Consider the following 26,024-nt stretch of genomic DNA (forward strand, 5'->3'; position numbering starts at 1 on the left):
CCTTCTCTCACCTCCCGGGAGTTTCCACGTCCAAAGGGGCACGATGTGAGGACAACACCAAGCAGGGGGATCCGCCATGAACCGAGTCCGCAAGGCGACGACGCTACTCGCGGCAGCCGCATTGGCCACCAGCTCCGCGACCATCAGTGCCTGCGCGCCCCCACCAGCCGACGTCGGGCTCCTAACCGCCGACGGCGTGACTCGCATTTCGGTCCAAGCAGCGGACTATTCGGCGCAACTTGAAGCCTTCAACGTCTCCGCGCGGAAGCTCAGCGCCGCGCTGTTGGCTGACGGCGGCGACGCGACGAACGGCAATGTGGTGTCATCCCCGTCAAGTTTGCTGATCGCACTGAGCATGCTTCGGGCGGGAGCCAGCGGGCCTACGGCGGCGGAGATGGACGCCGTCCTCGGCCTGCCCGCCGAGGGGCGCGACGAAGCAATTAACGCGCTCCTGGCCTCCCTTGAAAAGTTCGACGGCGACCCCGGCTCGGTGGACGAGGAGAACCCGCCGCGCACACCGGTGATGCACGCTGCCAACGGGCTGTTCGTCGATAAAGGCGTGCCCACGGGCGAGGGCTATCTGGCCACGCTCGCCAAGCATTTCGGCACGGGGGTGTACCCGGTATCGTTCCAGGATGAGGCCGTGACCAAACCGGCAATCGACCAGTGGGTCAGCAAAAATACCGGGGGGCGCATCAAGGAAGCGCCTGCGAAATACAGCCGCGACAACACCTTCAGCCTGCTCAACGCACTCTACTTCGCCGCCGCCTGGCAAAAACCTTTCGACGCCAACGACACATCAGACCGCCCCTTCACCAAGGCCGATGGTGAAGTGATCAACGTGCCAACCATGAACACAGGCACCAGCATGGCCTACGCCGAAGCTCCCGGCTGGAAGGCTGTGGACCTGCCTTACGCAGAGGGTTTCGTCATGCGGCTGGTGCTGCCCGACGGCGGTGCGTCGGGTTCGTCCGGCTCGGCTACGGTTTCCGCGGAGGTGCTTGGAGATGTGGCGGAGCAGCTTTCCGGGGCAGAGCCTGGCATGGTGCAGATTAGTCTGCCCAAGTGGGACCACAAAACCACGTTCGAGCTGAGGGAGGTGTTCGAAACCCTCGGGCTCAACGAGACGCTGGCGACGGACAAGGATTTCGACGCGATCCAGCAGGGCATGAAGCTGACGCAAGCGGCCCAGGCAGCCAACATCACCGTCGCCGAGAAGGGGACCATCGCCTCTGCCGTGACCCAAGTCAACGCCGAGGCCTCAAGTGCCTTCATCCCCGAACGGCAGATCATCCTCGACCACCCGTTCCACTACGAGATCGTGCACGTGGAGACCGGCATGCCGCTGTTCACCGGGTGGGTGGCGGACCCGCGTTAGCTGCCAGGCGCTGCACCAGCACAGCAGCGGCGTCCACAACCTCGTCGGCCTCGCGCTTAGAGGCGCTCAGGGCCACTTCCTGCCCGGACACCGTCACGATGTCCGTGATCACTGCAATGGTGAGCCGGCCCAGAGTGTCGTCGCTGGCGCCCAGGAGTACGGAGTTCTGCCGGACCCATTCACGGCCGCGTTCGCGTCGCAGGACTTCGAAGCCCGGGGGAGTGTCCCCCTCAATGAAAACCCGCTCCAAGTCCCGGTGTTTCCAGGTGTAGTCGAAATAGCTGCGGCTGCCTACGTTGAACAGGGCCAGGGGATTGTTCTCACCGGCCTTCCGTGCTTTGGCCACAGCCGCGGCTACGAGCCTTTCATGTTCGTTTTGGTAGTCGTCCCACAACGCGAGGAAGAGCTCGGTTTTCCCGCCGAAGTGGTGGTAGAGGCTGCCGACACTGGATCCGGCGCGGGTCACGATGTCCGAGATGCTCGCGTCGGTAAAGCCGTGTTCCACGAACACTTCGGTGGCCGCATCCAGCAGATTGCGTCGGGTGGCAGCTGTTCGCGTCCACTGCCAGGAGCCCGCGGTACTGGCCACTTCGGATGTTTTCCGAACCATGTCGGGCTCCTCCCATCGGCAGAACGAAGACCGGAGTGTCGACCTGTCATTTTTTGGAATCCTACCTTCCAATTAATCCACATAGCCAGCAAGAAGCCTTGACTGGCCCAAGATCAACGGGAAATAATTCTGGAAGTCTGTTCTAGAAATATGTATTGCGGCATGTATCCGAATGCTGCGATTTTTGACGTCGGACGCCCCGAAACCCGGGTGCCGTTTTCACCGTCGGGCTGCAACTGGTTGAATCGCTATATAGCGCCAACTGGTCGCAGCCAAACAAGCCAGAGAGGAACGCGGCCTGATGTCCGTTTCAAGCAAGTCGTCCGGGATCACGTCGAACAGGTGGTTCAAACCCGTCGTCGTCACCGCAGGAGCTTTGGTGGTGGCACTGATCCTGGTGCTCGTTGCGCAATGGCTCCGGACCCTTCAGCCGGTGCAGCAGTTCCTCACCGACTACCCCGGGCACTCAGCCATTCCTGAAGGCACTCCCACCGGCTTCCCCGCCTGGCTGGGCTGGCAACACTTCCTCAACATGTTCTTCATCGTGCTGATCATCCGTTCCGGCTGGCAGGTGCGGACCACCACCCGCCCGGCCGCCAACTGGACCCGGAACAACAAGGGCTTCATCAAGACCAAGAACCCGCCCACCAAGATCAGCCTGGACCTCTGGTTCCACCTGACGCTGGACGCGCTCTGGGTCCTCAACGGCATCATCTTCATCGTGCTGCTCTTCGCCACCGGCCAATGGTTGCGGATCGTCCCCACCACCTGGGACGTCTTCCCGAACGCTGTCTCCGCCGGCCTGCAGTATGCGTCCCTGAACTGGCCCGTTGAAAATGGTTGGAACAACTACAACAGTCTTCAGCTCCTGACCTACTTCATCACGGTCTTCATCGCCGCCCCGCTGGCCATCATCACGGGTATCCGGATGTCCGGGGCGTGGCCCAAGAAGGCCGCGATCAATAAGTTCTACCCGATCGAGTTGGCCCGCAAGATCCACTTCCCGGTGATGATCTACTTCGTCGCGTTCGTGATAGTCCACGTGACCCTGGTGCTGGCCACTGGTGCGCTGAGGAACCTCAACCACATGTACGCATCCAACGACGACAACAACAGCTGGTGGGGCTTCGGCATCTTCGCGGCGTCCATTGTCTTCACGGCGGCGGCTTGGTTCCTCGCCCGGCCCCTGTTCCTGCGCCCCATCGCCTCGCTGATGGGCAAGGTCTCGCGCTAACCCGCACGAAAAAAACAGCCGCCCCGGAAGTGTTTCCGGGGCGGCTGCTTTTGTCTGTATCGAGAGAGGCTAGGACAGAGCCCCGCCCTGCCACAGGGCATCAAAAGGAGCGCCGGAGGACACCCGGTTCTTGATGCCGGCAGTCACGAAAGCCTTGGCCGTCCGTGCAGCTTCAAGGGGCGTCGCGCCCTTCGCGAGTTCGGCGGTCACAGCTGCAGCAAGGGAGCAGCCAGCACCGGACACAGCCACTTCGCCAACCTTCGGAGCGCGAAGGACTTCCAGCGTTTCGCCGTCGTAGTAGACGTCGACGGCGTCCGGGCCTTCCAGCCGCACCCCGCCCTTGGCGAGGACTGCTGCGCCGCTGATCTCGTGGATGCGGATCGCCGCGGCCTTGAGCGATTCTTCGTCTGTAATGGTGAGCCCGGACAGGGACTCGGCCTCGAAGTGGTTCGGTGTGACAAACGTTGCCAGCGGCAGGATCTGGGCCTTCAGGGCCTGGTCGGTGTCCAAGGCATGGCCCGGTTCCTGGCCCTTGCAGATCAGCACAGGGTCCAGGACCACATTGGCGAACGAGCCATCAGTGAGTGCCTTCTCCACGGTGCTGATGGTTGCCGGGCTTCCGAGCATGCCGATCTTCACCGTGTCCAACACCGAAGGTGCGCCGGAAGCGGCACCATACGCCGCCGTCGTGGCTTCCAATTGGTCTGCAATAACCTGCTGGTCCACCGGCACAAAGCGGTGGTTCCAGTTGTCCTGCGGGTTGAAGGAAACGATGCACGTGAGGTTCGCGATGCCGAACACTCCGAGTTCCTGGAAGGTCTTGAGGTCGGCCTGCGCGCCGGCGCCACCGGTCGCTTCGGAGCCGGCGATGGTCAGGGCGATGGCAGGGGCAACGGCTGAAGTCATGGTTTCCATTTTGCCAGTTGCCCGGCCGTACGCCGATTCAGGCCCCCGACACTCGCGAGGCCTAGCCGTGCAGCGCCCTGTAAGCAGCTTCCGCGGCCGGATGCAGCGGGATACCCGCGGTGTTGATGAGGGTTTCGGGGCTGAGGAACTGCACTCCGGTGCTCGACGTCGGAACCAGATCCTGGGCCTGGTCCACCAGCAACTCCACCGTCTGCCGAACAACATGGTCGGCCAGATCCCTGCGGCACAGGAGCAGGTTCGCGACGCCGATGGTCCACACGGCGGGAGCGTTGCCGTAGCTGTTGGCCGGGATCAGGACACGATCATAGAAGAATCCCGACTGCGCCCGTGTTGCGGGGATGAACGCGGAAATGTCGAGGAGACGCACGCCGATTTCCTGGGCTGCCGCAGCGATGGGTGCCGTCGGGACACCTCCGGACTGGATCATCACGTCAATGGAACCCTCCCGCAAGGCGGCCAGGGCCTGGTTCAAGCCGAGATTCACCTGCTTCACGGTGCGGGGTGGTTCAGAAAGTCCCGCCGCTGTGATGATCCGTCCAGCGGTCAACGTGGTTCCCGAGCCCACTTCACCCACGCCCACGGTCTTCCCGGCGAGGTCCGCGAGGGTCCGTAGCCCGCTGTCCTCCCGCACGATGCAGTGAACGTAGTTCTGGTACACCTTGCCGATCGCAACAAGGTCTCCGGGCTGTGCTGGCTTCCCGGCGGGCGCTGCGTCGGGCGCTGCGGCCTGCGCTGCTGCAACGGCCTGCGCTGCTGCATCGGCCAGCGCGACGGCGAAGGTCGCCTCGCCGGACACAACCCGCTGTATGTTTTCAAGGCTCCCGCCGGTGGTCAGCGCGACGGCGTTTGCGGCTACGCCTTTGCGCTGCAGCAAGGCCGCGAGCAGGGTGGCGAACTCCAGGTAGAAACCGCCGGATTCGCCACCGGCAACCGTGAGTTCTTTTGGTTGTTCCTCCGGCGTGCAGGCGGTGGTCGACGCGAGCAGGCTGCCGCCCAGGCCCGTGGCGACGGCGGCTTTGAGGACGCTTCGCCGGGAGAACACGGGGGAATCAGGCATGTGTGTCCTCCTCCGGTTTCACGAACTCGAGGCGTGCTGTCAGGCCGTGGGGCTCGTGCGGCTCAAGGACGAGCCGCCCACCATTGGCCTGCGCCAGCCGCTCCACGATGGTCATGCCCAAGCCGTTGCCGGGGATCTTGCCATGCTGCGGCGCCCGCCAGAACCTGGTGGTGGACGCAGCGCGCTGTTCGGCTGGGAGGCCGGGACCGTCGTCGGAAATCACGACGGCGGTCCCTCCTTGCGTCGGTTGCGTCGCCACCGTGATGCGGGAGCCGGGTGCGTACTTTATGGCGTTCGTGAGGAGTTCACCCACCATGTGGGCGAGTTCGTCGGGGTCGCACACGATGTGGCTTTCGGACGTCGGGTCTTCCAACGTCAGCTGTGATCCGGCAAGGTGAGCGGCCCGTGCTGCCCGCTCGACTTCGCCCTGCAGGACTGGGAAGGGATCGATGACGGCCAAGCGCTGATGGTCTGCTTCATCCGCGCGGGCAGACCCCTCGAAGGCGCGGTGTTCCGCCGCAGCCAGCTTCAGCACGCCGTCGAGCATTTCCTCCACTCGCTCAAGTTCCGCGACAACGCCGGCCGCCGCATCTTGCCCCGGCTCACTTTTCAGCTCCAGCTGCAGCAAATCGATCCGCAAGCGCAGCGCGCCAACGGGGTTCCGGAGCTGGTGCGAGGTATCGGCGATGAGCCGGCGCTGGGACTCCATACTTTCCGTCAGGGTATCGGCCATGGCCGTGAAGGAGCGGCTGAGCTCGCGCAGTTCCGGCGGCCCTGCATCGGGAAGCTGGCTGGTTTTGCCGGTGGTTTCCAGTTCGTGGACTGCCTTGCTCAGTCTGTGGACCGGGCGAAGGACCCAGCCGGTGATGCGTAATGCCGCCAACAGGAGCAGCGCACCCAGCGCCACAGCTGCAAGCCCGACGACGAGCCACCGCTCCCGTAGCTTCTGCCGGGCCGCGTCGAGGTCCACTTCAAGGACTACTTCGCCGAGTACCTGGCTGGCGGTACCGAAGGACCGCGAGATGATGTCGTTGCCGGTTCCGAAAGCTCGGATGGGGTTGAGTGTGGTGTCGCTGAGGTTGAGGCTGGCCCGGTTGAGTGCGTCCCGGGCCTCGGGCTGGTCCGCGCTGATTCCGCCGGAACGGATTGTCTTTTCTTGAAGTCGGATCAGGATCCCCTCACCGTAAAGCTCGGAATAGCGGTCCATCTCGCGTTGCAGTTGAGTGGTGTCGTTGTCTTCCGCAGCATCGCTGGCCAGTTGGGCAAAGCGGTTCAGCGCGGCGACGCGGTTGATTTGCAGTTCCTGGGTGAGCTCGCGGCCGGCCGATGTCAGGATCACGCTGGAGACCGTCACCACGATGATCACCACCAGCAGGCTCAGGATGCCGAGGACGCGGAACTTCACGGTTGCTCAACGCGATAGCCGACACCGCGGACATTGATGATGAATCCCGGCAGCTGGAGCTTGGACCTCAGGCCGGTGAGATGCACGTCCAAGGACCGGGAGTGCGCCAGGAATGCGTCGCCCCAGAGTGCGTCCAGGATCTGCTCGCGGGTCACCACCGAGCCTGCGTTCCTGACGAGGAGGCTGAGGAGGTCGAACTCTGTTGCCGTCAGGGCGAGGTGCCGTTCCCCGACGGCGGCCACGCGGCGATCGAGGTCTACTTCCAGTTCTCCAAGGACGATGTTGTGGGGGGCTTGCTGGCCCGACCGGTTGGTTCGCCGCGTCACGGCTTCGATCCTGGCGAGTAATTCCACGAGCTTCACGGGCTTGACCAGGTAGTCATCGGCCCCCGAACGGAGTCCCAGGACCACACTTCTTTCGTCATCGCGGGCCGTCAGGATCAAGATGGGGATCTGGGTGACCTGCCGGAGTTTCCTCAGGACTTCCAGGCCGTCCAAGTCCGGAAGGCCAAGGTCCAGCAGGATCACCTCGTGCTGCCGGTGGGCCAGGAGCGCGTCCTCGCCCCGGGATACCCGGGTGTGCGTGTGACCAGCAGAGGCGACGGCTGCGCTCAAGGCCGACGCCATGGCGTCGTCATCCTCGACGATGAGCACGTGCACTGTCTCTGCTCCTTTGGGTCGCGGGCGGGTTTGCTACTAGAGCTTAACGTTGTGAGGCCCGCTCTGCGCCCTTCGGAGGATCCAAAGTGCGCAGAACGGGCCTCACAAGGCACCTGGGTCAGGCGTTGACGCGATCCTTCGTGCCGTCGTCGTCCTTCACGGCGCCCTTCGCCGCGAAAGCGTTGCCCTGCTCCGCGTCCAAGTGCGTCGCCTTCTTGTTCTTCAGCGCGAAGATGTAGACCAACAGCGAGATGAAGATCGCAGCCGTGACGTAGGTGAAGAACATGTCCACCTGGCCCGACTTCTGCAACGCCGCACCAATCAGCGGCACCGTACCGCCGAACAGGGAGTTGGCAATTGCGTAACCGAGCCCCACGCCGAGGGCGCGGATGGATGCCGGGAACAGTTCAGCCTTCACCAGCGCGTTGATGGATGTGTAGCCACCAACCATGAGCAGGCCTCCGAACATCAACAGGAACGCCACGAACGGGTCCTTGGTTCCAGCAAGTGTGGAGAGCAGCGGCCACGTGAAGAGCACACCGGTCACACCAAACCAGATCAGCAGCGGCTTCCGGCCGATCTTGTCCGAGAGCATGCCGTACACGGGCTGCAGCAGCATGAAGATGAACAGCGCCCAGAAGTTGATGACGGAGGTATCGGTCTTGGCGATGCCGGACGTATCGTTCATGAACTTCAGGATGAAGTTGGTGTACGTGTAGAACGCCACGGTGCCGCCGAGGGTGATGCCGATGCAGATGAGCAGCGGCTTCCAGTGCTTGGTGAACAGCAGCTTCATAGTGCCAGGCTGGGCCTCGCCCTCAACCTTGACGTGCGCGGCGCGGAGCTGGTCAGCAGAGAGGGTTTCCTCCATGGACCGGCGAAGCCAGAGCACGACCAGCGCCGCCACGCCGCCAATGGCGAACGGAATGCGCCAGCCCCACGCGGTCAGGTCTTCCTTGCTCATGGTGTTCTGCAGGATCACCAGTACCAGGAGGGCCAGCATCTGCCCGCCGATCAGCGTGACGTACTGGAAGCTGGAGAAGAAGCCGCGGCGCTTGGCCGTCGCAGCCTCGGACATGTAGGTGGCGCTGGTGCCGTACTCGCCGCCCACCGAGAAACCCTGGATCATGCGGATAAACACCAGCAGGATCAGGGCCCACAGGCCAATAACGTCCTGCGTCGGCAAAATGGCGATGGCGAAGGAGCCGGCAGACATCATGGTCACGCTGAGTGTCAGGGCAGCTTTGCGGCCCTTGCGGTCGGCGTAACGGCCGAAGAACCAGCTGCCGATCGGGCGCATGAGGAACGACGTCGAGAAGACGGCCATCGCCTCTAGGCCGGCCTGAAGGTCGTCGGAGGAGTTGAAGAAGTGCGACTGGAAATACGCCGCGAAAGCTGTGTAAACGTAAACATCGAACCACTCCACGAGGTTGCCCGCGGAGCCCTTGAGGATGTTGCTCACGGCCTTGCGTGTCTGGGCGGCTTCGCTCAGAGTTTCAGCTTGTTGGGTGCTCATCAATGAACCTTCCTGGACGGCAGCTTTTTGCAGCGGCCGTGTCTTGCATGAGTTCGTTCTGTCCATGAAGCTGGTGCTCATGGCGTCCTTGCGCATGGCTCTTCGTCGACTAAGAAAGGCCCTCCAAGGTGAAGAGGACATGTTCCAAACTAGGGGTGATGCACGGCACAGCCCTAGCTCGCGGGGGATTTCCTAACACTTCCTTAGGTTTCGGCCTGCGTTGGGGTGCGGGCCGGGCCCACGAACGTTAATGCTCGACGGCGGCCGCTCGCCCCGGACCCTCGCTCACCGCTGGTCGTGTTTTGGCGGACCCTCGCTCACCGTCTGTCGTGTTTTGGTGGATCCTCGCTCACTTCATGGGGGTTTCGGGGGTTACCGTGCTGGCATGGCGAAATTTTCGGGGACGGCCGAGGGAACGACGCGACCCCGTGGACCGCCCGTCGTCATCGCGTCATGTGAGTGAGCGTCCCTCCAAAGGCGCGAATAGGTGATGGAGGGTCGGCTGAAACTCTCAATGAGGTGAGAGAGCGGTGGGTTGAAGGGCCGATTAGCTGAGAGAGGGTTCGTCGTTGGTGCGGACGAGCTTCCAGATTGATAGCCGGCCGATTCCGGCGGCGACGGCCGTGCATACAGAAAAGCCAATATTGGGAAGTGTGCTGAAAAGTGCGCCGACCAACGCGCCGGCAGCTGTTCCCGAAACAACGAACGCAGCCACATGCACCCACTGATTGCGGACGGCGCGGAGTGCCTTGCCTAGCAGCGTTCCGATCGGCAGGCTGCCGGGGGACTGACCGCGCTCATCGATTCCCCTCGGCGATCTCGTTGAGAGCGCCAGCAAGCGAGGGGTGCTCGAACGCGAAGCCCGCATCGAGCAACTTCCGGGGTTCCACCCAGCGGCTCTTCAGCACCAGTTCTGTCTGCGTCCGGATCAGGACAGCGCCGGCCTCGAGGAGCCATGCGGGCGTTGGAATTCCGAACGGGACGCCCATGCTTTGCCGGACCAGTGACATCAGTTCGCGGTTGTCTACGGGGTAGGGTGTCGCCGCATTCACCGGACCGCTCAGCTCACCGTGACCGTGGATGAACAGGACAACACGGAACAAGTCCTCCACATGGATCCAGCTAAACTTCTGCGTGCCCGGTCCCATGTGCCCGCCCAAGCCGAGCCGGGCAAGATTCCGGAGAGGGCTCATGACGCCCCCGGCCCCCAAGACAATCGCAATGCGCAGGGGCACTCTGCGGGTGCCCGGCACATCAGCTGCCGCCAACTCGTCCTCCCAAGCACGGGCGACATCCACGGAGAACCCACTGCCGAGTTCGCCTGAAACCTCCGACTGCGGGTGGTCTTCCGCGTGCCGGTAGATGGTTCCAGTGCTGGAATTGATCCACGTCCCGGGCGGTTCGGCGCACGCGGCAACCGCCCGGCCCAAGGCTCGAGTTGTGAGAACCCGGGAGCACAGAATCTCCCGCCGGCGCCGCTCGTTGTAACGGCAATTCACGGAGCGTCCGGCGAGGTTCACCAACAACTCGGCGCCGTTCAGCGCTCTGGTGATGGCGCCGTCGTCGTTCCATTGCGCATCGGCCGACGCGTCCCGCCCAACCGTTCGAACCTGCCAGCCCTCGGCAATGAATCGCTGCCGGAAGTAGCTGCCGATGAAGCCGGTGGCACCCGCGATCACCACTGTCTGCGAGCTCATGAGTCTTCCTTGACGTTGCGGACGAGTCCCAGGACGTCGTCGAACACCTTGCTCACGCCCGGAATCTTGGCCAGCGACAAGCCGCGAGCCACCAAAGGCGCGGCCCCGTCGATCAGCTTGCGCGTGCGTCGCTGGCCCGCGGATTTGTCGTAGACCCAGAACAGCGCGACGCCCATGTAGGCCAGCCACAGCAACTCTGGCAGATCGCCGCGAAGCTTCTTTGCGACGGCGGGGGAGGAACCCTCGACGGCGGAGCGGAAGATCGCGAGCGAAGCCTCGCGGGCGGCGGTGGACGCCTCGCCGAACGGGTTGACGGGCGACGACGGCCGGATCGCCGTCGCTATGAAGTCGGAACCGAACTGATGGTACGGCGCCATGACATCGATGCCCGTGTGAAGCACTGCCTTCAGTCGGCCAGCGAGATCCTGGACGTCGTTGAGTGCCTTGGCGGCAACAACCGAGTGTTCGTCCTGAACCTGGAGGTACAGCTCTTGGACGAGCTCGTCCTTGGAAGCGAAGTAGTAGTAGGCGTTGCCGACCGAAACCCCCGCTTCCTGGGCAATGGCTCGCATGGTGGTTTTTTCGAAGCCGATCTCACGGAACATCCTCAGGGCAATGTCGGCTACCAGTTGGCGGGTCTGCTCACTCTTCGCTGCCATGCTGCACTCCTTCGATGAAACTTTTGAACGTGTTCAAGGATGAGTATGCCACCATTTCTGAACGTGTTCAAAAGTGTACGTGAGAGAGCGCCGGGGGAAAGGGCGTGAAAGGTGAGAGGGCGCCGGGGGAAAGGGCGTGAAAGGTGAGAGAGCGCCGGGGGAAAGGGCGTGGGAGGTGAGAGGGCGCCGGCAGGTGGGAGAATGGAACCGGTGCCGGGCGGTATGCCCCACCAACCACAGTGCTAATACAGCGGGGCTCCCTGAACAAAGGGGCCTGCGCGAACCACTACGAAATGGATGACCCATGCCCTCGCCCTCAGGCTCCAGTACCTTGAGCAAGCCCGCCCCACGCTTTGCTTCAATCGGCTCCCCGTATTTCGGCATCATGCTGGCCGTCATGGCCGTGGTGCTGATCCTGTCCAACATCGGCGCGTCCAAGGGCGTCGCACTCGGGCCAATCCTGACGGACGGCGGGTTCTTCCTGTTCCCTCTCGCCTACATCCTGGGCGACGTGATGAGCGAGGTCTACGGCTTCAAGGTGGCGCGCAAGGCCATCATCACCTCGTTTGCCCTCTCGGTCTTTGCCTCCCTCTGCTACTGGATCATCATCGTGTTGCCTGGTTTCAGTGACGACTACAGCACCGCCAAGCAGGCAGCCATCGAGGGGGCCCTTGGGCCCGTGCCGCTGATCGTCCTTGGTTCACTCCTTGCCTTCCTGGCAGGTCAGACCATCAACTCATGGATCCTCGTGAAGATGAAGGCCCGCACCGGCGAGAAATCCCTGTGGGCACGCCTGATGGGCTCGTCCGTGGTGGGCGAATTCGTGGACACCCTGATCTTCTGCAGCATCGCCGCATCGGTCATCGGCATCACGGACTTCGGCTCGTTCCTGAACTACGCCCTGGTTGGCTTCGTCTATAAGACCGCCGTGGAGTTCCTGTTCGTCCCCGTCACGGTGCTGGTTGTCGGCTGGATCAAGAAGCGCGAGCCCAGCTACGGGGTAGTCGCTGCGTAGCCTCGAACTCGGCGACTAGGAGTAGTACCGGCCCAGCGTCTCCGCCTTGAACTCGAAGAAGTCCCCGGATTCGATGGCCAGTCGGGCATCGTCCACCATCTTCACCACGAAGCGTTCGTTGTGGATGGAGATGAGGGTTGCCGAGAGCATTTCCTTGGCCTTGAACAGGTGGTGGATGTAGGCCCGTGAATAGTTCACGCACGTGTAGCAGTCGCATCCATCCTGCAGGGGCCCGAAGTCGGTTTTATAGCGAGCCCCGCTCAGGTTGAACCGGCCAAACGGCGTGTAGAACGCCGAATTCCGGGCCACACGGGTGGGGGAGACGCAGTCGAACGTGTCGGCGCCGTTCTCGATAGCCGTGAAGATGTCGTCCGGCTCGGAGATGCCCAGCAGGTGCCGCGGCTTGTCCTCGGGCAGTTCCTCGTTGCACCACCGCACAATCGTGCCCAGGTTTTCCTTCTCCAGCGCCCCGCCGATTCCGTACCCATCAAAGGGCATGGCGCCGAGGTCTTGGCAGGCCTTGCGGCGAAGGTCCTCGTACTGGGCGCCTTGGATCACGCCGAACAACGCCTGGTATGGCTTGCCCACGCGGGACGAAGTCAGGGAAGCGTGCTCCTCCAAGCACCGTAGCGCCCACAATCGTGTCCGCTCCAGCGACTCCTCCTGATACGCCCGCGAGTTCTGCAGCGTGGTGAGCTCGTCGAAGGCGAACATGATGTCCGCGCCGATCTGGTGCTGGACCTGCATGGAGATCTCGGGGGAGAAGCGGTGCCGGTCACCGTTCAAGTGGGACTTGAACCAGACGCCGTCATCATCGATGTGAGCAAGCCGTTCCTTGCCGGGCGCCACCGCGTCATCCGGACCGGAGCTGTCCACGTTCTTCATGTCGATGACCTTCTTGAACCCCGAGCCCAGGCTCATCACCTGGAATCCACCGGAGTCCGTGAAGGTCGGCCCGGACCAGTTCATGAACGCGCCCAACCCGCCCGCGGCGTCGAGGATTTCGGGCCCGGGCTGCAGGTACAGGTGGTAGGCGTTGGCAAGGACAGCCTGTGCCCCGAGTTCCGCGATGGACTCGGGCAGCACTGCTTTGACGGTGGCTTTGGTCCCGACGGCGATGAACGCGGGCGTCTGGATGGTCCCGTGCGGCGTGGTGATGGTTCCGGTGCGGCCCAGGAAGGCGCCGCCGTTGGCCTCTACCTGGGCGTCCGACGGCGAGCACGTTTCAGTCAGGCGCTTGCCCACCGAAAAGGAGAACTCGGATTGCCGGTGGGACAAACCGGGCAGCGCAGGGGAGGATGCTGGGGCAGATGAGGAAGCTGGCACGCTACCAAGTGTGCCAGCTTTACCGGGAGCAGCCTGCCGAAAAAACCCTAGGACCCGTAGTTCGACTCTTTCCAGTTGTCCCATGAGGACCGGATGTCCGCCAAGGTGTGGGCCCCCAAGTCGTAGGTGGAGGCAATCACCATGGACCCGCCGTCGGGCCTCTTCTCCGGAATCGGCAGCTGCTCGGCGACGATCAGCAGCCCTTCCCCGTGCTCGGCGTAGCTGTGCACGGTCAGGCCAACCTGGTGCCGGCTCTTGAACCAGACCTTTCCGGAAATCTTCTCGCCCGTGGACAGCGTGAGCGAATACTCATCACCGACGGGCGGCAAATCCCCGAGCCCCAGCTTCTCGATCGCCGGCCCGCCCTTGCCCGGGAGGGAAACGAAATGCGTCCGCCGGTGCCCGTGCGGGTGCCGCTCCAAGGCAAAGCGCAGTTGATGAAGGAACGTGAGCCATCCCTGGGTGATGTCCTCGTCCCAGTCAGCCCACTCGGAATCGTGGTCCAGGGCCACCCGGGTGACCCGCACTTCCGTGCCGCCGGAGACGGGGTGGAGTTCAAAGACGTCGCCGCCGTTGACAGCCAGGCTCGTGTGATCGGGCCCTTCCACAACGTCGGTGTTGAAGTAGATCTGCTTGATTTCGGCAGTGAGATCATCGGCTTCCCAGCCATGCCATTGGGCCACCAACGACGGTTCACGCAGCATGGTCCAAACCTGCTGTGCATCGGCATTAACCACAACGCTCAGATTGTTCGTCATGGCCCCGAATCTACCGCCGTTCGCGCCCACATAACAGCCTTGCAGCAGCGTTAGGCGCGCACCGATTCCAGCTCATTGCCGATCCTCCGGGCCAACTCTTCCTCGCCGATGGTCTTCGAACCGCCGTGCGCGCGCAGGAACATCAGCGCTTCGAGGCGCAGGAACCGCCATTCGCGCTCGGCTTCGTGGTTGCCGTTGTCGATCGCGCGGAAGATTTCCTTGTCGTACAGATTGGGTTCGTTGAGTGAGCGCTGGCGGACCCTGGCATTGATCCGGGCCTTGAACGGGTCCTCTTCCTGGGACTCGGGTGCGCGCAGCAGCTTCTCGTAGACGGCGGCCCGTTCGGTCTGCCCGGCTTCGCGGCAGATGAAGCTGGACAGCGCCAGCGCCCGTTCGATCGACGCCCAGCGGTCCAGGTTTCCGTCGAACGGCAGCACGTTCAACAGGTCCGCCACGGCCAAGGCATGGTCCGGATCGCGCAGCACGATGCAGAGGTCGAACGCGAGGTCGCTGAGGTCCCGGAGGCAGCTTCCAGACTTCGTGTTGATTCCCTTGGCGAGCCGTTCGGACAGTACCTGCACGCCGTTCTTGCCTTTGTGGTTGGCGGCGGCGGCACGAACCACGGCTTCAGGGGTTCCGTCGGGCTCGGGGATAAGGGCTAGCTCTTCGGCGCCGGGGCCCGTGTACGCGGGCGGCGTTTCCGGGCGGGGAGGCACGACGACGGCGGGTCCGGCGGAAGCCTCGGCGTCGGTTTCCGCGGGGGTGCTGGAGCCTGGGGTGCGGGAGTCTGGGGTGCTGGAGCCTGAGGTGCTGGAGTCGGGGGCTCCCGATGCTGCGTCGCCGTCCGTGGCCGCATCACCTGGGCCGGCCGAAACTCCGTCACCCACAGGAACACTGGACCCGACAGCGATCCGCACCGTGCCGCCGTCGACCATTGTCACCAGCAGCAGCGCGGCCACGCCGTAGTCGTCATGCTGCACCTCGATGCTGCCGATTTCGACGGCTGGCCCGTCGCCGGGCGGATAGACAAAATCTCCGGGCAACAGGTCCCCAGCCTGCTTCTCTCTGTATTGCTGTGTGGCTGGGCTGTGAGTCATCGGAAGTCCTTTGGTTCTCTTGGGGTCCGCCGTCCAGTCTACAAAGACCGGCCGGCCCGGGGGCGGGGACCCGCTAGAGAACGATGCCCGAGAAAGCCAGCGCCTGCCGCACGAGGTTCCCGCGTCCGCCGTCGAATTCCTGCTGGACGTTCTCGCTCAGCACCTCTTGGGGCGTCATCCATGTGAGTTCGAGGGCGTCCTGGCGGGGTTCGCATTCACCGGTCACGGGAATGATGTAGGCCAGCGAGACGGCGTGCTGGCGGTCGTCCGTGAAGCCGGTCTGCGACGGAGCCGGGAAGTATTCCGCCACGGTGAAGGGAACGGGGCTGATGGGCAGCTGCGGGAAGGCCAGGGGACCGAGGTCCTTCTCCATGTGCCGCAGGAGCGCCGCGCGGATCGTTTCACGGTAGAGGACGCGGCCGGAGACGAGGTAGCGGACCATGTTGCCGTCGGCGTCGCCCTGCAGGAGCGTGCCAACTTCGTTCACATACCCGAGCGGATCCAACCTGACCGGGACAGCCTCCACGTAGACCATGGGGAGGCGGCCGCGGGCTTCGAAGAGGTCTTCATCTGAAAGCCAGCCTGGATACGGGTCGGGTGTACGTACGCTCATGGTTAAGTTCTACCCCATCCCCAGCCGAAGTTCCTTGGTGGCGTCCCGGTGGCTGCGGCGTTACGCTCTCGGCGGTATTAGAGCGCCAGAATGGATTCGAGGGGCTCCCCGGATGTTATGCGCGCAAGGATGGCCGGCTCGGCCGCGTCCGACGCGAGCGCCTTCCCCAGCACCTCGCGGGCAGCTTCGGGGGAGAGGATGACCAGCCCGTTGTCGTCGCCTAGGACAAGGTCGCCGGGGTTGACCTCCACTCCTCCGCAGTGCACCGGAACATTGACGGCGTAGCCGGTCCCGTACAGGCGTTTGGTGGTCAGGCATGACGTCCCGCGGGCGAACACCGGAAGGCCGGCCTCCCTCAGTTCCAACACATCGGTGGCCACCCCATCAACCACGACGCCGGCCGCTCCTTGGGCGAGCGCCGCGGCTGCCGTTACGGCCCCCACGGGCGCGTGCTGGTGGTCGCCGCCCATGTCCACCACCAGCACGTCCCCGGGTTGGAGCGCGAGCAGGGCGTGGTTCATGGCGATGGCGTCGTGGTCCTCGATGCGTACGGTGACGGCGGGTCCGGCGATTTTCACGTTTGCCAGCAGCGACTGGATGGCAGGGGAGACGAAACCGTCCTCGAGGAAGTGGCCGATGGTCGGGTAGCTGACTGCTGCCAGGTCTCCAAGGAGTGTTGGGGTCATGGGGTTTCCTCCGGGGTGTCCGGCGTGATGTTGGCCAGCACTGCTACGCATTCGATTTCCAGGGACACGCCCCACAGGCTCACGCACACGGTGGTCCGCGCCGGCTTGGCGGTGCCGAAGTACTCCACGTACACCCGGTTGTATTCCTCCAGCTGCTCCTGGCTGGTCAGGTAGGTGTTGACCTTGACCACGTGGTCAAGGCTGGATCCTGCGGCTTCCAACACGCCCGCGAGGTTCTGGATGGTTTGCCGGACTTGCCCTTCAAAGGTGTCCGGCTGATGGTCCAGGCCGGTGATCGCGGGGATCTGGCCGGAGGTGAAGACAAAACCGTTGGCAATGACCGCTGGGGAAAAGGGCCCGACGGCGGGCGCCTGGCCGGGGATGCCAGCCAGGCGCCCGATGGTGCTTGGCTTCACTTCGCTGCCGCGGCTTCCGTGGAGCCGGCCAGGGCCGGAGCTTCATCGACGGCGTCGATGTTGCCGTACCGGGTCTCGGTCAGCAGGAAGAGGGCCACCAAGGACAGCCCGGCCGCGGCCATGATGTACCAGGCGATCGAGGAGCTCTGTCCCGTCATGCCCAGCAGCCACGTGGTGACGAACGGCGTGGCGGCGCTGCCCAGCAAGCCGGAGAGCATGTAGGCCACGGAGAGGCCGGAGTAGCGGACCTTGGAGCCGAAGAGCTCGGCGAGGAACGTGGCGATGGGGCCGTAGTTGGCGCAGAACGCGGTCATCATGGCCAGGTAAGCAACAAAGAGCAGTGCCACCGACTTGGTATCCATGAGCCAGAACATGGGGAACGCGAGGGCGGCCTCGGCGGCAACGCCGGCGAAGATGATCGGTTTGCGGCCGAACTTGTCCGAGAGCTTGCCGAAGAACGGGATGAGGAACAGCCCCAGGATGCAGGATGCCAGGACTACCCAGAGCATCAGGCTCTCGGAATGGCCCAGTTCCTTCTTGCCGTAGGAGACGCCGGAAGCAACCAGCAAGGTGAACGTGCTGCCCGTGGACAGGGTTGCGACACCGCCAAGGACCACCTGCTTCCAGTACTTGGCCATCAGTGCGGCGAACGGCATCTTCGCCTTGGCGCCGGCGGTCTTGACGGCCTGGAAGGACGGGGTTTCTTCAATGTGCAGGCGGATGTAGATGCCCACGCTGACCAAGAGGACAGATGCCAGGAACGGGATACGCCAGCCCCACGAGTACAGGGCTTCGGTGCTGACAGTGGAGGCCACAATCAGGAAGGCCACGTTGGCGATGAGGGTGCCGGCGGGAACGCCAACCTGCACGAGTGAGCCGTAGAAGCCGCGGCGGGCGGGAGGAGCGTGTTCAACCGTCATGAGGACGGCACCGCCCCATTCGCCGCCGAGGGCCAGGCCCTGGATAACGCGGAGGAACAGCAACAGGAGCGGGGCCATGATGCCGATGCTGTTGTAGTCGGGCAGCAGGCCGATGGCGAAGGTAGCCGCACCCATGGTCAGGAGGGAGACCAGCAGCATGGACTTGCGGCCCAGCCGGTCACCGAAGTGCCCGAAGATGATGGCGCCCACCATGCGGGCAATGTAGGCGGAAGCGAACGTACCGAAGGCCAACATGGTGCCGACGATCGGATCAAAGCTGGGGAAGAAGATCTTGTTGAAGACAAGGGCCGACGCCGTCCCGAAGACGAAAAGGTCGTACCACTCGACGGTGGTGCCAATAACGCTGGCGAGGGCAATCTTGCGCATCTTTGCCAGGTCGAGCCTGGACGATGATGCGGGGGCAGTATCTACCGTGTGGGCCATCAGATTCTCCGGATGGGGTGCGGGGACGAGTGTCCGGTGCAAGGTAGCTACAACTATGGTGTGTGCCCGATCACACCATCAATGGCATAAATTCCATCAAAAGGGAGCTTGGAATGTGGGAACACACACCGGCTCGCCCCTGCGCCCGCGAGAGAGTTACGCCCATGCCACCACCAACCTGGCCGTCTTCGCGGGAACGGCGAGATCGATTCCCGTGAGCTCCTGGAAGCGGTTGAGCCGGTTGAGGATGGTGTTGCGGTGGCAGAACAGTTGCTCGGAGGTGACGGTGACGTTGCCGGTGGCCAGGTAGTTCCGGACCGTTTCGAGCAGGCGCTCGCGCTCGCCGCCCCGGCACTCCGCCAGGGCTTCCTCGAGTTCCGCGGCGAGGTCCAGCCCGGCGTCCTGCAGGTTTTGCTGGGCCAGTCGCGCCCAGGCCGAGTCGGCGGAGAGCGGTCCGGCATCGCGGGGACGCAGGAGTGCCGCGAGGCTCTCGGCCGTTCGGGCCGCTGTTGGGAGGGCGCGGAGGCCAAGGACCTCGGGCACGTAGCCGCAGGGGACATTCACGACGCCGGGTGGCAGCTGCTGACCTTCGGCTTCCGGGCTGCGCGTCTCGCCAAGGGGTTCAGGGCCGCGGGTCCGAACTGCAGGCAGAGCCCAGAAAACATAGGTGTTGCCGCCCGATTCATGCAGGAACAGCCGCTGCCGGAGGTGCTGCCCTGATCCGAACTGGGACGTTGCCGCCCTGAGCCGCGCCCCGGGATCGCCGCTGGCGGCAACCAGGGCAAAGCGAGATTCAGGGTTGATGCCCAATGCGGAAGCCACTTGGGCGGAGGTTTCCAAGGAAGGGCTGCTCTGGTTGAACAGGCGGGCAATGAACTCGCGTTGAATGCTCGATTCTTCCTGGGCCATCCTGACGCGCTCGGTCAGGTAGCTGGTGTGCGTGCGGGTGGCGAACTCGTCCACGACGCTCCACACCTGGTCCACCCGTGTCGCCAGCAGGGCGGCGTCCGCAGTGTCGGCGATTTCCAGCAGTTCGGCCCACAGAATGCTGAAGTCCAGGCGGACGGCAGAGGTGAGGGACTCTGGTGGAATACCGGCCCTGGCCCGTTTGGAACCGAGGTCCGAGGCGAAGTCGAGCAATCCTTCGCTGCTGTCCGCCTTGCCATTCCTGAGGCCGCTGATCAGGCGCCGGAATGTCTCCCGCGCGGTCTCCTGGATTTCCAGGACCGTCACTTGGCTTTCGCCGTATTCGGGGATCTCGCGAACCCTCGTGGTGAAGGCCTGCGCCAAGGTGTCCAGCCTGCCTTCGAGCTCATCCACCAACTCGGCCCAACGAACAGAATGCCCTGAAGTTTCGGAATTGTGCATTCACACATTCTAGCGCCCTGATTCCGTGGTGTATCGCTAGTCTTTTTGGGGAAAACTACTGGCACTATGGATTGAGTCACACAAATTTGCCCGGGCACCCCCAACGTCCGGTCCCGTTCGCACTCATGGAGCAACTATGGCAAGCACGGTCAGCGGAGCCACGGACGCAAGTCCCACGGCAGTACGCGTCGTCGATGAAAGCGTTACCAAGAAGGTGGCCCTGGCTGCCCTCGTGGGCACTGCACTGGAATGGTACGACTTCTTCCTTTTCACCACAGCCGCTGCGCTGGTGTTCAACGCACAGTTCTTCGTTTCCCAGGACCCCTTCGTGGCGGCCATGGGTTCCTTCGCTACGCTCGCGGTCGGCTTCGTGGCCCGCCCGATCGGTGGCTTCATCTTCGGTGCCCTTGGGGACAAGGTTGGCCGCAAGAAGATCCTCATGGTCACGATCGTGGGCATCGGCATTGTCACCGGCCTCATCGGCCTCCTGCCGAACTACATGACCATCGGCCTGGCAGCCCCCATCCTGCTGGTGGCCCTGCGTATTGTCCAGGGCCTTGCCGTGGGTGGCGAGTGGAGCGGCGCGGTGATCATCGCCGTCGAGAATGCTCCAGTGGAGAAGCGCGCACGCTACGCCGCCCTGCCGCAGATCGGTTCCCCGATCGGCACCATCCTGTCCTCCGGTGGCTTCTTCGGCATGCTGTTCCTGGTGGGCCAAACGAACTTTGACGCGTGGGGCTGGCGCATCCCGTTCATCGCCGCCATCCCGCTGCTTGCCATCTCCCTGTGGATCCGCAGCCGACTCAGCGAATCACCCGAATTTGAAGCCCTGATGGAATCCGGAGAAACCGAACACGCTCCCATCCGCGGCGTCTTGAAGAACAGCTGGCGCCAGATCCTGGTGGGTATGTGCTCGGCGTTGCTCGGCATCGGCGGTTTCTACCTCATCACCAGCTTCGTGGTCTTCTACGGCACCAAGGTCCTCAAGCTGCCCTCTGAACTCCTGCTCATGGGCACCCTGCTGGCTGCAGCCCTGGAGATCGGCGCCCTCATCTGGGCCGGCCGACTGGGCGAGAAATTCGGCGCCAGCAAGGTGATCCTCTGGGGCGGCGTGGCCTCGGCGCTTATCGCAGTTCCCGTGTTCCTGGCCATCGACAGCCGCAACCCCGTCCTTGTTGTCCTGGGCATGATGATCGGCGTCGCCGTCCTCTCCATCCCGTACGCCGTCTCCGGTACCGCGTTGACTGCCCTGTTCGCCACGAAGGTCCGCTACACCGGCGTCGCCATCACGTCCAACACCGCCGGCGTCATCTCCGGCTTCGTGCCGCTGATCGCCACCGCCCTGGTGGCAGCCAACAACTCCTTCTGGCCCGGCGCCATCATCCTGCTGGTGGTTTCCGTGCTGACGGCGCTGTCCGGACTGTTCCTCCCCGCCCTTTCCATCGAAGAAGAAGGAATGAAGCATTGAGCACCACCACCGCAGGCCACCTGATTGTCGGCCAACTCGAACGGGCAGGCGTCAAGCGTGTCTACACCGTCCCGGGCGAAAGCTTCCTTGACGTCCTTGACGGCTTGCACGGCTCGCCGATCCAGAACGTGGTGGCCCGCCAGGAAGGCGGCGCCGGGTTCATGGCACTGGCCGAAGGCCGTCTGACCGAGCTCCCGGGCGTCGCCATGGTGACCCGCGGTCCGGGGGCAGCCAACGCCTTCATCGCCATCCACACCGCCTACCAGGACGCCACGCCGCTGATCCTGTTCGTGGGCCTGATCCCGGTAGCCGACCGTGGCCGGGAGTCCTTCCAGGAGTTCGACATCAACGCGTGGTTCGGCAGCACGGCCAAGAAAGTGGTCACGCTCGACGACGCCGCCTCTGCAGCCCGCGTTGTGGACGACGCCATCTTCACGGCCCTCAGCGGCCGACCCGGCCCCGTAGTGATCGGCCTCCCGGAAGACGTGCTGGTACACGTCGTGGAGAACGCCACCGTCGAACCCCGCAGGATTGCCCGCCCGGAGCCAGCCCCCGTTGACCTGGATGAGCTGAACCAAAAGCTGGCGGCGGCACGCAAGCCGCTCGTCGTCGTCGGCGGTGAAGGCTGGACGCAGCAGTCCGGCGAGCAGCTGGCCGCCTGGGCAAGCCGCAACAGCATCCCGGTGGTGGCCGACTTCCGTGCCTACGACGCCGTCCCGCACCGCAGCGACGCCTACGCCGGCTTCCTCGGCTACGGCCGCAGCGACGCCAACGCCCAACGCCTGGACGACGCCGATCTGATCGTCTTTGTTGGCTGCGTTCGCGGTGACGTCCTCTCCGATGGCTACAAGCGCGGACTGAACGCCGACACCGTGGTGGTCAACGCCGACGCCAACCTCCTGGGCCACTTCGGGCGGGTGGACCAGCACATCATCGCCGATGTCACGGCGTTCGCAGCGGCCCTCCCCGGCACGGCCGGGGCGGGCCGCTGCGAGGAAGGCTGGTTCGCCAGCGCCCGCGCCGATCAGATCACGTTCTCCACGCCCCGGCCCGACGGCGGCATCGGCGTCGACCTTGGCGTCGCCATGGAGGTTCTCACAAAGGAAATGGCCGACGACGCCGTCCTCACCTTCGGCGCCGGAAACCACGCCCTGTGGCCCGCACGGTATCTGGACCACAACTCGGCCAACTCCCTGGCCGCTCCGCGCAACGGCGCCATGGGCATGGGGATTCCCGCAGCCGTGGCAGCATCGCTGGCATACCCCGGCCGCCAGGTCATCTCCGTCGCCGGCGATGGCTGCTTCATGATGAACGGCCAGGAAATCGCCACGGCCATGGGCTACGGCGCCGCGTTCGTCGTTCTGGTGGTGGACAACGGCATCTTCGCCACCATCCGCGAGCACCAGGAAGCGCACTACCCGGACCGCCCCTCCGGCACCCACATGACCAACCCGGACTTCGCCGCACTCGCCCGTTCCTACGGCGGCTACGGCGAGCGCGTGGACCGCACGGAAGACTTCGCAGCCGCGTTCCGCCGCGCCGTCGACTCCGGCCTCCCGGCCTTGCTGCACCTGCCGCAGGACCCCACCACGCGTTCTCCCAAGACTTCAACGAACTGACCGGAGCCTCCTGTGATTCAGCTTCAGAACATCATCAACGGCGAGTCCGTGGACGCCGCGGCCAGCCTGCCGTTCTTCGACCCCGCCACGGGCCAGCAGATCGGCACCGCGCCGGACAGTGACGCGGCCGCCGTCGACTCCGCCTTCCAGGCCGCTGCCGCAGCTTTCAAGAGCTACAAGCGCACGACGCCGGGAACGCGCCAGTCGCTGCTGTTGCAGCTGGCCGACCTTATCGAGGTAAATGTTGACCGCCTGGTCGAGGCCGAGGTTGCCTGCACCGGCAAGCCGTCCGCACTCACCAAAGAGCTTGAAATCCTGCGCGGCGCGGACCAACTGCGCTTCTTCGCCGGAGCATGCCGAGTGGTTTCAGGGACGGCCCAGACTGAGTACGTGGAGGGCTTCTCGTCCACCATCCGGCGGGAGCCCATTGGTGTGGTTGCCCAGATTACGCCGTGGAACTACCCGTTTATGATGGCCATTTGGAAGATCGGGCCAGCCCTCGCGGCGGGCAACACCCTGGTCCTCAAGCCTGCCGACACCACCCCCTGGTCCACTCTGGTCCTGGGTGAACTGGCACAGCAGGTCTACCCGGCCGGCGTCGTTAACGTTGTTTGCGGTGGCCGCGAAGCCGGCGCCGCGATGGTGGACCACGACATCCCGGAGATGGTCTCCATCACCGGCTCCACCCGGGCCGGCGCGCAGGTCATGTCCGCGGCGTCCAAGACGCTCAAGGACGTCCACCTTGAACTTGGCGGCAAGGCCCCCGCCGTGGTGTTTGCCGACGTCGATATACAGCGGACCGCCAGCGAAATCGCCCTGGCTGCCTTCTTCAACGCCGGGCAGGACTGCACCGCGGTGACCCGAGTGCTGGTCCACCAGGACATCCACACGGAATTCGCAGCAGCCCTGGCCGATGCCGCTTCCGCCTTGAAGGTAGGGGGCGAGGAGGCCGACCTTGGCCCGCTCAACAGTGCCGCCCAGCTGGAGCGGGTGGAGGGCTTCATGTCCCGGCTGCCTGCCAACGCCCGCGTCCTGTCCGGCGGCAAGCGCACCGGAACCGGCTTCCACTTTGAGCCGACAGTCATTGACGGTGTGTTCCAAACAGACGAAGTGGTGTGCGATGAAATCTTCGGCCCTGTGCTGACGGTCCAGCCGTTCTCCACCGAGGAAGAAGCGATCGAGCTCGCCAACGGCACCAAGTACGCGCTGGCATCGAGTGTTTGGTCCGAGAACCATGGCGTAGTCACCCGCGTGTCCAACGAACTCGACTTCGGCGCCGTCTGGATCAACTGCCACCAAGTGATCCCGGCCGAAGCACCGCACGGTGGCTTTAAGCACTCGGGCACCGGCAAGGATCTCTCGGTGTTCGGCCTCGAGGACTACACCCGCATCAAGTCCGTCACCACCTCGCACCGCTAGAACCTGACATGAAACTCGACCTCCTCCTGCGGAACGCAGACATCATCACCATGGATCCGGACCGCCCCGTGGCCAGTTCGCTGGGCATCTGGCAGGGACGCATCGTGGGCCTCGACGAGGACCTGGACGGCTTGGACGCCGTCGAGGTCCTGGACCTCGCCGGGGCGACGCTCACTCCGGGCTTCATCGACGCCCATTGCCACACCACATGGTTCGGGCTGGGCCTGGCGGAACTGGACGTGTCCGGCGCGCGCGGCCTGGAGGAGCTCTATGAGTTGCTGCGGGGCGCTGCCACAAACGCCGGGTCCGACGGCGAGGGGTGGCTTTTCGCCACCGGTTTCAGCCAGACCCAGCACGGCGGTTCCTTCCCGGATATCGACGAGCTTGATCGGATCACGGGGGAGCGGCCGCTGTTCATGCGGCACAACTCAGGGCACATGGCGGTGGTCAACACCGCTGCGCTGCGGCTGGCAGGTGCCGAGTCGCCGTCGTTCCCCGATCCCGACGGCGGCGCGATCGTCCGTGACGAAGCGGGACGGCCCACGGGACTCGTCCAGGAGACGGCCCAGGAACTGATCCAGCAGCTGATCCTGCCGTATGCCTTGGAGGACATCGAGGCCGCCCTTGAACGGGCAACGCTGTATTACGCCTCCGAGGGCATCACGAGTTTCACCGAAGCCGGAGTGGGCGGCGGCTGGATCGGGCACAGCCCGGCCGAACTCGCCGCCTACCAGGGCGCTGCGGCCACCGGCCGGCTGCACGCCAGGGCACAGGTGATGCCGGTGCTGGACGTACTGCACGGACTCAACGGCCATTCTTCGGACAGCCCAGGTGCCGCGCCGGCCGGACTGGATCTTGGCATCACCAGCGGATTCGGGAACGAGTTCCTTTCCCTCGGCCCCGCCAAGGTCTTCCTGGACGGCTCACTCCTGGGCGAAACCGCTGCCGTGAGCCACGAGTTCTGCAGCCACGGACACAAGGACAACCGAGGCAATACCGGCTACTTCCAGGCGGACCCGGCCCAGCTGCGGGAACGCATCGAGGCCGCCTACGCCGCCGGCTGGTCCATTGCCGCGCACGCCATCGGGGACCGGGCCGTGGACCTCGCCGTGGACATCATCACGGATTGCCAGGCTGCGTATGGGCCGCGCCGCGTGCCCAACAGGATCGAGCACGCCTCCATGACCCGTCCGGAGCAGCTCAAGAGGCTTGCGGACGCCGGCATTGCCGTGACACCGCAGGCAAGCTTCTTCCGGGACGGCGGGGACGGCATGACCGCTTCGCTGGGACCGGACCGCCTGCCGTGGGCCTACCGGGCAGCCAGTTTCCTGGAAGCCGGAGTGACGCTTGCCGGAAGCTCGGACCGGCCCGTCGCCGACGGAAACGTCCTGCGTGGCATGCAGGCGTTCGTGGACCGCCGGACCGAATCCGGCTCGGTGTTTGGGAACCCGGCGGAGCGCCTGACACCCCACCAAGCATTGGCCGCCTACACGTCCGGAGCCGCCTCAGCAACGGGTTCCCTTGCGGACAAGGGCACCCTGTCAGCGGGCAAACTCGCCGACTTTACTGTCCTTTCCGCTTCACCGTTGACGGCACCGGCCATCAGCGAACTGCAGGTCCTGGCCACCGCCGTCGGAGGCCGCTTTACCTACCAATCACCCGACTTCCAAGCGGCACTTTCCCCGGAAAGTCCGTTCGCGGCGCGTGTTTCAGCCACCCAGAGCTCATAGGGG

General features: G+C 64.3%; 23 protein-coding genes. 7 read left to right on the forward strand and 16 right to left on the reverse strand.

The genetic code is table 11. The features are described 5' to 3' along the window. Positions 1–76: 76 nt before the first annotated feature. Entirely contained in the window at positions 77–1,378 is a 1,302-nt protein-coding gene (locus J3D46_RS08365) for a serpin family protein (protein WP_253466353.1), read from the forward strand. Here the strand turns inward: J3D46_RS08365 and J3D46_RS08370 are convergent. Further along, the gene (locus tag J3D46_RS08370) at positions 1,350–1,988 is read right to left on the reverse strand and encodes a TetR/AcrR family transcriptional regulator (protein WP_231340620.1); all 639 of its coding nucleotides are present in this window, start codon (positions 1,986–1,988) and stop codon (positions 1,350–1,352) included. The genes J3D46_RS08365 and J3D46_RS08370 overlap by 29 nt on opposite strands. Before the next feature lie 301 nt (positions 1,989–2,289). On the opposite strand from J3D46_RS08370, the gene J3D46_RS08375 reads away from it, so the two are divergent. After that, entirely contained in the window at positions 2,290–3,222 is a 933-nt protein-coding gene (locus tag J3D46_RS08375) for a cytochrome b/b6 domain-containing protein (RefSeq protein WP_253466355.1), read from the forward strand. Positions 3,223–3,291: 69 nt separating this feature from the next. Here J3D46_RS08375 and J3D46_RS08380 read toward each other — a convergent pair whose 3' ends face one another. From J3D46_RS08380 to J3D46_RS08410, 7 genes are all read right to left on the reverse strand, one after another. Next, complete coding sequence (locus J3D46_RS08380; RefSeq protein ID WP_374110780.1) at positions 3,292–4,128, reverse strand: hydroxymethylpyrimidine/phosphomethylpyrimidine kinase; 837 nt, start codon at positions 4,126–4,128, stop codon at positions 3,292–3,294. A gap of 61 nt (positions 4,129–4,189) precedes the next feature. Next, positions 4,190–5,206, reverse strand: coding sequence for a TAXI family TRAP transporter solute-binding subunit (locus J3D46_RS08385; RefSeq protein ID WP_253466361.1), 1,017 nt, complete (start codon positions 5,204–5,206; stop codon positions 4,190–4,192). Beyond that, positions 5,199–6,611 carry a HAMP domain-containing sensor histidine kinase gene (locus J3D46_RS08390; RefSeq protein ID WP_253466363.1) on the reverse strand — a complete coding sequence of 471 codons (1,413 nt, stop codon included), beginning with the start codon at positions 6,609–6,611 and terminating at the stop codon, positions 5,199–5,201. Before J3D46_RS08390 ends, J3D46_RS08385 begins: the two co-directional genes overlap by 8 nt. Continuing rightward, positions 6,608–7,270 carry a response regulator transcription factor gene (locus tag J3D46_RS08395; protein WP_253466366.1) on the reverse strand — a complete coding sequence of 221 codons (663 nt, stop codon included), beginning with the start codon at positions 7,268–7,270 and terminating at the stop codon, positions 6,608–6,610. Before J3D46_RS08395 ends, J3D46_RS08390 begins: the two co-directional genes overlap by 4 nt. A gap of 118 nt (positions 7,271–7,388) precedes the next feature. Then, positions 7,389–8,786: an MFS transporter gene (locus tag J3D46_RS08400; RefSeq protein WP_253466369.1), complete on the reverse strand. Its 1,398-nt coding sequence runs from the start codon at positions 8,784–8,786 to the stop codon at positions 7,389–7,391. 797 nt (positions 8,787–9,583) lie between these two features. Then, entirely contained in the window at positions 9,584–10,483 is a 900-nt protein-coding gene (locus J3D46_RS08405; protein ID WP_253466372.1) for a TIGR01777 family oxidoreductase, read from the reverse strand. Continuing rightward, positions 10,480–11,142 carry a TetR/AcrR family transcriptional regulator gene (locus tag J3D46_RS08410; protein ID WP_253466375.1) on the reverse strand — a complete coding sequence of 221 codons (663 nt, stop codon included), beginning with the start codon at positions 11,140–11,142 and terminating at the stop codon, positions 10,480–10,482. Before J3D46_RS08410 ends, J3D46_RS08405 begins: the two co-directional genes overlap by 4 nt. 304 nt (positions 11,143–11,446) lie before the next feature. Between J3D46_RS08410 and J3D46_RS08415 the strand changes: the two genes are divergently transcribed. Beyond that, positions 11,447–12,157: a queuosine precursor transporter gene (locus J3D46_RS08415; protein ID WP_231340610.1), complete on the forward strand. Its 711-nt coding sequence runs from the start codon at positions 11,447–11,449 to the stop codon at positions 12,155–12,157. 15 nt (positions 12,158–12,172) lie between these two features. On the opposite strand, the gene tgt is transcribed toward J3D46_RS08415, so the two are convergent. From tgt to J3D46_RS08455, 8 genes are all read right to left on the reverse strand, one after another. Beyond that, complete coding sequence (gene tgt / locus J3D46_RS08420; protein ID WP_253466378.1) at positions 12,173–13,483, reverse strand: tRNA guanosine(34) transglycosylase Tgt; 1,311 nt, start codon at positions 13,481–13,483, stop codon at positions 12,173–12,175. A gap of 47 nt (positions 13,484–13,530) precedes the next feature. Further along, entirely contained in the window at positions 13,531–14,241 is a 711-nt protein-coding gene (locus tag J3D46_RS08425) for an SRPBCC domain-containing protein (RefSeq protein WP_231340608.1), read from the reverse strand. Positions 14,242–14,291: 50 nt separating this feature from the next. Next, positions 14,292–15,338: a DUF6707 family protein gene (locus J3D46_RS08430; RefSeq protein ID WP_253466381.1), complete on the reverse strand. Its 1,047-nt coding sequence runs from the start codon at positions 15,336–15,338 to the stop codon at positions 14,292–14,294. 73 nt (positions 15,339–15,411) lie between these two features. Continuing rightward, positions 15,412–15,951 (reverse strand): NUDIX hydrolase family protein, encoded by a 540-nt coding sequence (locus tag J3D46_RS08435; protein ID WP_091465301.1) that lies wholly within the window; start codon positions 15,949–15,951, stop codon positions 15,412–15,414. Between the two features lie 77 nt (positions 15,952–16,028). Next, positions 16,029–16,637, reverse strand: coding sequence for an RraA family protein (locus J3D46_RS08440; protein WP_253466383.1), 609 nt, complete (start codon positions 16,635–16,637; stop codon positions 16,029–16,031). After that, entirely contained in the window at positions 16,634–17,053 is a 420-nt protein-coding gene (locus J3D46_RS08445; RefSeq protein WP_253466385.1) for a RidA family protein, read from the reverse strand. The genes J3D46_RS08440 and J3D46_RS08445 overlap by 4 nt, the downstream gene beginning before the upstream one ends. After that, positions 17,050–18,417: an MFS transporter gene (locus tag J3D46_RS08450; protein WP_253466387.1), complete on the reverse strand. Its 1,368-nt coding sequence runs from the start codon at positions 18,415–18,417 to the stop codon at positions 17,050–17,052. The genes J3D46_RS08445 and J3D46_RS08450 overlap by 4 nt, the downstream gene beginning before the upstream one ends. Positions 18,418–18,573: 156 nt before the next feature. Further along, a complete protein-coding gene (locus J3D46_RS08455; RefSeq protein ID WP_253466389.1) occupies positions 18,574–19,785 on the reverse strand; it encodes a CdaR family transcriptional regulator in 1,212 nt (403 codons plus the stop codon). A 136-nt stretch (positions 19,786–19,921) separates the two neighbouring features. On the opposite strand from J3D46_RS08455, the gene J3D46_RS08460 reads away from it, so the two are divergent. The 4 genes from J3D46_RS08460 to J3D46_RS08475 are packed head-to-tail and all read left to right on the forward strand — an operon-like array spanning position 19,922 to position 26,021. Next, entirely contained in the window at positions 19,922–21,253 is a 1,332-nt protein-coding gene (locus J3D46_RS08460) for an MFS transporter (protein WP_231340602.1), read from the forward strand. Continuing rightward, positions 21,250–22,872 (forward strand): thiamine pyrophosphate-dependent enzyme, encoded by a 1,623-nt coding sequence (locus tag J3D46_RS08465; protein WP_253466391.1) that lies wholly within the window; start codon positions 21,250–21,252, stop codon positions 22,870–22,872. The genes J3D46_RS08460 and J3D46_RS08465 overlap by 4 nt, the downstream gene beginning before the upstream one ends. 12 nt (positions 22,873–22,884) lie before the next feature. Continuing rightward, entirely contained in the window at positions 22,885–24,291 is a 1,407-nt protein-coding gene (locus tag J3D46_RS08470; protein WP_253466394.1) for an aldehyde dehydrogenase family protein, read from the forward strand. Between the two features lie 8 nt (positions 24,292–24,299). Beyond that, entirely contained in the window at positions 24,300–26,021 is a 1,722-nt protein-coding gene (locus tag J3D46_RS08475; protein ID WP_253466396.1) for an amidohydrolase, read from the forward strand. The last annotated feature ends 3 nt before the right edge of the window (positions 26,022–26,024 follow it).

It is taken from the genome of Paenarthrobacter sp. A20 (genome assembly GCF_024168825.1).
Taxonomy (GTDB): Bacteria; Actinomycetota; Actinomycetes; order Actinomycetales; family Micrococcaceae; genus Arthrobacter.

Coding starts and splice junctions, on each gene's coding strand:
- J3D46_RS08385 (WP_253466361.1), bottom strand. CDS start 5,206: ATGCCTGATTCCCCCGTGTTCTCCCGGCGAAGCGTCCTCAAAGCCGCC.
- J3D46_RS08440 (WP_253466383.1), bottom strand. CDS start 16,637: ATGACCCCAACACTCCTTGGAGACCTGGCAGCAGTCAGCTACCCGACC.
- J3D46_RS08450 (WP_253466387.1), bottom strand. CDS start 18,417: ATGGCCCACACGGTAGATACTGCCCCCGCATCATCGTCCAGGCTCGAC.
- J3D46_RS08375 (WP_253466355.1), top strand. CDS start 2,290: ATGTCCGTTTCAAGCAAGTCGTCCGGGATCACGTCGAACAGGTGGTTC.
- J3D46_RS08410 (WP_253466375.1), bottom strand. CDS start 11,142: ATGGCAGCGAAGAGTGAGCAGACCCGCCAACTGGTAGCCGACATTGCC.
- J3D46_RS08435 (WP_091465301.1), bottom strand. CDS start 15,951: ATGAGCGTACGTACACCCGACCCGTATCCAGGCTGGCTTTCAGATGAA.
- J3D46_RS08475 (WP_253466396.1), top strand. CDS start 24,300: ATGAAACTCGACCTCCTCCTGCGGAACGCAGACATCATCACCATGGAT.
- J3D46_RS08455 (WP_253466389.1), bottom strand. CDS start 19,785: ATGCACAATTCCGAAACTTCAGGGCATTCTGTTCGTTGGGCCGAGTTG.
- J3D46_RS08370 (WP_231340620.1), bottom strand. CDS start 1,988: ATGGTTCGGAAAACATCCGAAGTGGCCAGTACCGCGGGCTCCTGGCAG.
- J3D46_RS08405 (WP_253466372.1), bottom strand. CDS start 10,483: ATGAGCTCGCAGACAGTGGTGATCGCGGGTGCCACCGGCTTCATCGGC.
- J3D46_RS08365 (WP_253466353.1), top strand. CDS start 77: ATGAACCGAGTCCGCAAGGCGACGACGCTACTCGCGGCAGCCGCATTG.
- J3D46_RS08415 (WP_231340610.1), top strand. CDS start 11,447: ATGCCCTCGCCCTCAGGCTCCAGTACCTTGAGCAAGCCCGCCCCACGC.
- J3D46_RS08460 (WP_231340602.1), top strand. CDS start 19,922: ATGGCAAGCACGGTCAGCGGAGCCACGGACGCAAGTCCCACGGCAGTA.
- J3D46_RS08425 (WP_231340608.1), bottom strand. CDS start 14,241: ATGACGAACAATCTGAGCGTTGTGGTTAATGCCGATGCACAGCAGGTT.
- J3D46_RS08380 (WP_374110780.1), bottom strand. CDS start 4,128: ATGACTTCAGCCGTTGCCCCTGCCATCGCCCTGACCATCGCCGGCTCC.
- J3D46_RS08430 (WP_253466381.1), bottom strand. CDS start 15,338: ATGACTCACAGCCCAGCCACACAGCAATACAGAGAGAAGCAGGCTGGG.
- J3D46_RS08400 (WP_253466369.1), bottom strand. CDS start 8,786: ATGAGCACCCAACAAGCTGAAACTCTGAGCGAAGCCGCCCAGACACGC.